We start from the raw sequence: 6,000 nt of genomic DNA on the forward strand, positions 1-6,000 counted from the left end.
CGATTTTATTTCTGATATTTGTACTGTGATTAAAAAACTGTTCGTCACCTTTTTAGCTGTTTTGTACCTGGGCGTTTCTTCCGGGGCAACCCTGCATTACCAATATTGCATGGGACGCTTGATCAAAGTGAGCCTGTGGCATGGTCATACAAAAAAGTGTACGACCTGTGGCATGGATCGTAAAGAAAAGGCTGCTGAAAAGTGCTGTACCGACCAGCATCAGTTACTGCAGTCTGAGAAAGGCAGTTCGCCAACCTATACCCATATCTGTTTGGGCACAAGTGTAGGCTTACCTGTCGCTGAAACTTCGTGGTTTGTCAATAGCACTGTTATCTCAGTTACTACTAAATCATATACTAAACAGGCGCCTCCACCGCAATTCGCGGTGCCCCTCTTTCTGCGTAACTGCATTTTTCGGATCTGACCATATCTCTGATATTTTATCGGGCTAATTCGTCAATCCAATCAGCCCATATTCAAACTTTAATCTTCTGCGAAGGCAGGATTGCTACTATATATACAATTAATTTAAAGACAATGAAAAAGCTTCAAATCCTTATAGGCGCAATGATCGCGCTATTCTCTATTTCAACCGTAAACGCTCAAAATACCACATCTAAGGATGCGGTGCTTATGGCCTATTATGATGTTAAAAACGCATTGATCAGCGGTGAAGGCAATACAACAAGTGCCAAGGCAAAAGACTTGCTTGCTGCTATAAGTACATTTCCGGCCGATAAGCTTTTGGCTGTCGACAAAACAGCCTGGACAAAATATGCAGCCAAGCTTCAGTTCGATGCCCGGCACATTGCAGAAAACAGCAGTATCGCCCATCAGCGTGAGCATTTCGCCAGTTTGTCTGAGAATATGTTTACAACAGTAAAAGCTTTAAAATTAAATACCTCAGCTGTTTATAGAGCCTATTGCCCTATGAAAAAAAATTACTGGCTGAGTGAAGCCTCGGCAATCAGGAATCCTTACTATGGCGAGGAAATGCTTACCTGTGGGGAAGTAAAGCAAACACTGCCGGCAGCAAAATAATTCATAGGGTCGCCATAATGGCGGCCCTTTTTTAATAGAAATGATGAAAAAGTTTTTCTTATATATTTTCACAATTCTGCTGGCTGTTCCCGCTTTCTCCCAGGATCATAACATGGGTATGGGCAACACCACAAGCAGTAAACATCTCCCTTTCTTTAGGAGGATAGGTCACAGGGAGATATACCATTTGTATATCAACGACACGACCGTCAATTACACGGGTAAAAAGCGGCCTGCCATGGCGATAAATGGTAGCATACCAGCCCCTCAATTAACATTCACCGAGGGCGACACCGCAGAAATTTATGTTCACAATGAAATGATGATGGAAACTTCCATCCATTGGCACGGCCTGATCTTACCAAACCGTTATGACGGCGTTTCTTATTTAACCACCACCCCGATTGAAGGGGGACAAACGCACTTATTTAAATTTCCGCTCGTTCAGCACGGTACTTACTGGTACCATTCTCATACCATGACCCAGGAGCAAAGCGGTTTGTACGGGGCGTTTGTTATCCACGAAAAACAGCCCTCGCCGGTTAAAGAATACACCTTACTGTTAAGCGACTGGACAGATGAAAACCCGGAACAGGTACAACGCAGGTTACATAACGCTTCAGACTGGTACGCCATACGCAAAGGCAGTACCCAGGATTATCTGGCAGCCATTAAAACAGGCCATTTGAAGACTAAACTAACTAATGAATGGAAAAGGATGAACGCAATGGATGTCAGCGACGTTTATTTTGACCGTTTTTTTAGTAATGGTAAGTCCGAAAACTCAGCGCCGCAATTTAAAGCGGGTGATCGGGTGAAATTGCGGGTTATCAATGGCAGCTCGTCTACCTATTTTTGGCTCGGTTGGGCCGGGGGTAAGATGATTGTGGTCGCCAATGATGGCGAAGACGTGCAACCTGTTATGGTTGACCGAATGATCATTGGCGTTGCTGAAACTTATGATGTGGTGGTCACGATAACTAACGATGGCAGCTATGAGTTTTTAGCAACCTCTGAAGACCGGACAAAGTATACTTCACTTTGGTTGGGTAGTGGTGATAAAAACCCGGCTAAGAAGTTACCAAAGCTGAAGTATTTTGAAGGTATGCAAATGATGAACGACATGATGGACATGATGGGCAACATGAAAGATATGCCGGGCATGAAAATGACCAACCAGGTGATGGACATGAACACGGTGATGTATGCTGAAATGAACGACGGCGAACCGCGTGTGACGCTAAAATACACCATGCTGAAATCCGTTCGCCCTACTACATTGCCCGCGGGTCCGACCAAACTGCTCAACTTTGAACTTACCGGGAATATGAACCGTTATGTATGGTCGATCAATAATAAAACCGTCTCTGAAACTGACAAGATCCTGATCAAAAAAGGGGAAAACGTCCGCATTGTATTGTACAACAATACGATGATGCGCCACCCCATGCATCTGCATGGCCATTATTTCCGGGTGTTGAACGGGCAAGGTAAGTATTCACCATTGAAGAACACATTGGATATTATGCCCATGGAGAGAGATACGATAGAATTTCGGGCAACAGAAAGCGGTGATTGGTTTTTCCACTGCCACATACTTTACCACATGATGAGTGGCATGGGCAGAATCTTTAGTTATGAAAACTCACCTCCAAATCCCGAAGTACCGGACCCGGTAGCGGGCTTTAAAAAAGTAGCGGCAGATGACCGTAAATTTTATGCGGCTGCAAAGTTAGGACTTGAATCTAACGGAAGCGATGGCAATGCTTCCTTAGCCAACACCAGGTGGAAATTTTCGACCATGTGGCATTTGGGTTTAAACAAAAGCAAAGGCTATGAAAGTGAGACCATGTTTGGGCGCTATTTCGGGAGGATGCAATGGTTATATGCTTATACGGGATTTGACTATCATTATAAAAAAACGGATGAGCAGGAAACAAATATGTTCGGACAAGCAAGCAATAAGAATGATCGGCATACTGTAGTAGCCGGTTTGGCTTACACGTTACCTTTCTTATTTGTTGCCGATGCCCGAATAGACGGCAACGGAAAATTGAGGTTTCAATTGGGAAGAGAAGATATACCGCTGACGAGCCGACTGCGTTACACAATCGTTGGTAATACAGATAGGGAATATAGTACCGGCCTGCGCTATATCGTAAGTAAAAACTTTTCATTTTCCAGCCATTATGATAGTGATATGGGTTTAGGGGGCGGATTAACACTAATTTACTAAATGCAAGAGCTTTTGGTAATAGGGCAAGACTTCAAAAAAACCAGTAATAAATGATAAGCTGCATGGTTGCGCCGAACGTTGTTATTGGCTAATAAACGCCGAAATAAAAATCTATAGAAAACATAAAGATATGGATATGAACAAAATGCCGGACGGAATGGATCACAGTAAAATGCATCATGGTCACGATGCCCACAAAGGTATGTCGGAACATGACCACCATGCCATGATGATCGCAGATTTTAAAAAGCGTTTTTATGTAGTGTTAATACTTACCATTCCAATTATGCTCCTGTCGCCCATGATACAACATTTCATGGGTGTTAACTGGGCTTTTGCGGGCGCTTCCTACATTTTGTTTGCCTTGTCCTCTATTGTATTTGTGTACGGTGGGTGGCCGTTTTTAATGGGATTGGTGGATGAAGTAAAGGCAAAGAATCCAGGTATGATGTTCCTGATCGGCTTTGCTATAACGGTTGCTTACAGTTATAGCGTAGCCATTGTATTTGGTTTGAAAGGGATGGATTTCTTTTGGGAACTGGCTACCCTTATTCTGATCATGCTGTTAGGCCACTGGATAGAAATGCGTTCGGTAATGGGGGCGTCAAACGAACTGGAGTTATTGGTTCAGCTTATGCCATCAGATGCGCACATGGTGATGTCGGATATGGTGCATGATGTAAAAACAGATACACTAAAGCAGTATGACATTATCCTGATCAAGCCCGGCGAAAAAGTCGCGGCCGACGGAATCATACTTGAGGGCGAAAGTTACCTGAATGAATCCATGCTGACCGGGGAATCTAAGCCGGTATTGAAAGTTAAAGGCGATAAAGTGATCGCCGGTTCGATTAACGGTAATGGATCTTTTAAAGTTACCGTATCTCATGCGACCAAAGATTCCTATCTATCCCAAATTGTTAAACTGGTAGATGATGCGCAAAAGTCCAAATCTCAGACACAGTTATTGGCTGATACAGCAGCCAAATGGTTAACGGTGATCGCTTTAGTTACAGGTATTGGCACATTTCTGTACTGGTATTTAAGCGGCCAAACCTTAGCGTTTGCGATGGAGCGAATGGTAACAGTAATTGTTATTTGTTGTCCTCATGCTTTAGGATTGGCTGTGCCGCTGGTTGTCGCTAAATCAACCGCCTTATCAGCCAAACACGGTTTACTTATCAAAAACCGAACTGCATTTGAGAACGCCAGGAGAATTACCACCATTGTGTTTGATAAAACGGGTACACTTACCGTCGGTAAGTTTGAAGTGTCCAAAGTGGTCTCTTTAAATGAAGCAATCGAGGAGAATGAACTCATTCGTTTAGCGTCCGCTTTAGAGCAGAAGTCGGAGCATCCGATTGCTACAGGAATCCTGCAAAAAGTAAAAGAGTTGAAACTTGTTATTCCTCCAGCCGAAAATTTTAAAGCAATAACTGGTAAGGGCGTAGAAGCGACCGTGGAAGGCAAAAAGCTATTGGTGGTTAGCCCCGGCTATTTAAAGGATAATAACTTAGCCATACCTGAAGGATTTACAGCCAATGATACGGAAACCGTAGTGTTTCTATTGATAGATCAAAAGCTGGCGGGATATATCGCCTTGTCCGATGAGATAAGGCCTGAATCAGCAGATGCGATAAAAACTTTAAAAGAGGAAAATATCAAGTCCATACTGCTTACCGGAGATAACCAAAAAGTTGCCGCCAGCGTAAGTAAAACGTTAGGCATGGATAGCTTTATTGCCGAAGTATTGCCGCATCAAAAATCGGAGAAAATAAAAGAACTGCAAAGTAACGGAGAGTTTGTAGCGATGACCGGGGACGGCGTTAACGATGCGCCTGCCCTGGCCCAGGCAGATATTGGTATAGCTGTAGGGTCAGGTAGCGATATAGCAGCAGAAACCGCAGGAATCGTTTTAGTGAACAGCAATCCCAAAGACATAGTCAGCTTGGTCTTGTTTGGCAAAGCTACCTATCGGAAAATGATACAAAACCTGGCGTGGGCAACTGGCTATAACGTCGTGGCATTACCCTTGGCTGCCGGGGTTTTATATAACCAGAATGTGGTATTAAGTCCAGCTGCCGGCGCAGTGTTAATGACAGTCAGCACTGTTGTCGTGGCTATTAATGCTGGCATGTTAAAAATAAAAAATCAGGCCTAAGCACTATATACGGATGACCAATGTGTCTTAGGCAGCGTATTTGTTAGAAAACGCTCAAAAAGGCAATATGGTTTACAACATTTCTCCATCGCAGTCATAAAACCATTTGTGCACCCTTCCCCGATAAATTTTTGGGCATCATGGCTACCTAACATCAAAATAATGATAAGTCAATGATGTGGATTTTACCCCTCATCTGCTTACAGATCAGCAGTCTATCTATCCACGTTTGGCGGTTAGCTATTAAACTGCTTAACATTAATTTAACTTAATTCCGAAACGCCCGGACGAACTCCCGATTTTTAAAGCGCAGTATTTCTCGTTCTTACACTGCTTAAGTTAACCACTACTTAGATACATTGTTTACCAAATGTACGATTATGGCTACCAATAGTGCTGCTGATCTGCTAGCCGCTTTTGCCGCTGAGTGACGAGCTGGATATTCCGCTCCATAGTATACCAGTGATTCCGCTACAAAAGGGACCAGTGATTCCGCTGCAAAAGGGGCCAGTCAAAAGATAAGAGGTTGCTAAAAGATCACCGGGAAAGGATGTTTTTTCCA

Annotated in this window: 3 protein-coding genes; all 3 read left to right on the forward strand. The window is 43.5% G+C overall.

Annotated features, from left to right (window positions below):
• Window positions 1-537: 537 nt before the first annotated feature.
• The 3 genes from ABIX36_RS18090 to ABIX36_RS18100 all read left to right on the forward strand — a co-directional run bounded on the left by ABIX36_RS18090 (window position 538) and on the right by ABIX36_RS18100 (window position 5,438).
• A complete protein-coding gene (locus ABIX36_RS18090) occupies window positions 538-1,041 on the forward strand; it encodes a DUF3347 domain-containing protein (RefSeq protein WP_348083574.1) in 504 nt (167 codons plus the stop codon).
• Window positions 1,042-1,081: 40 nt separating this feature from the next.
• Window positions 1,082-3,277 (forward strand): multicopper oxidase domain-containing protein, encoded by a 2,196-nt coding sequence (locus tag ABIX36_RS18095; protein WP_348083575.1) that lies wholly within the window; start codon window positions 1,082-1,084, stop codon window positions 3,275-3,277.
• 130 nt (window positions 3,278-3,407) lie between these two features.
• On the forward strand, window positions 3,408-5,438 hold the full coding sequence (locus ABIX36_RS18100; RefSeq protein WP_348083576.1) for a copper-translocating P-type ATPase: 2,031 nt from the start codon (window positions 3,408-3,410) through the stop codon (window positions 5,436-5,438).
• Window positions 5,439-6,000 lie beyond the last annotated feature (562 nt).

Source organism: Mucilaginibacter sp., assembly GCF_039925265.1.
Classification (GTDB): domain Bacteria; phylum Bacteroidota; class Bacteroidia; order Sphingobacteriales; family Sphingobacteriaceae; genus Mucilaginibacter.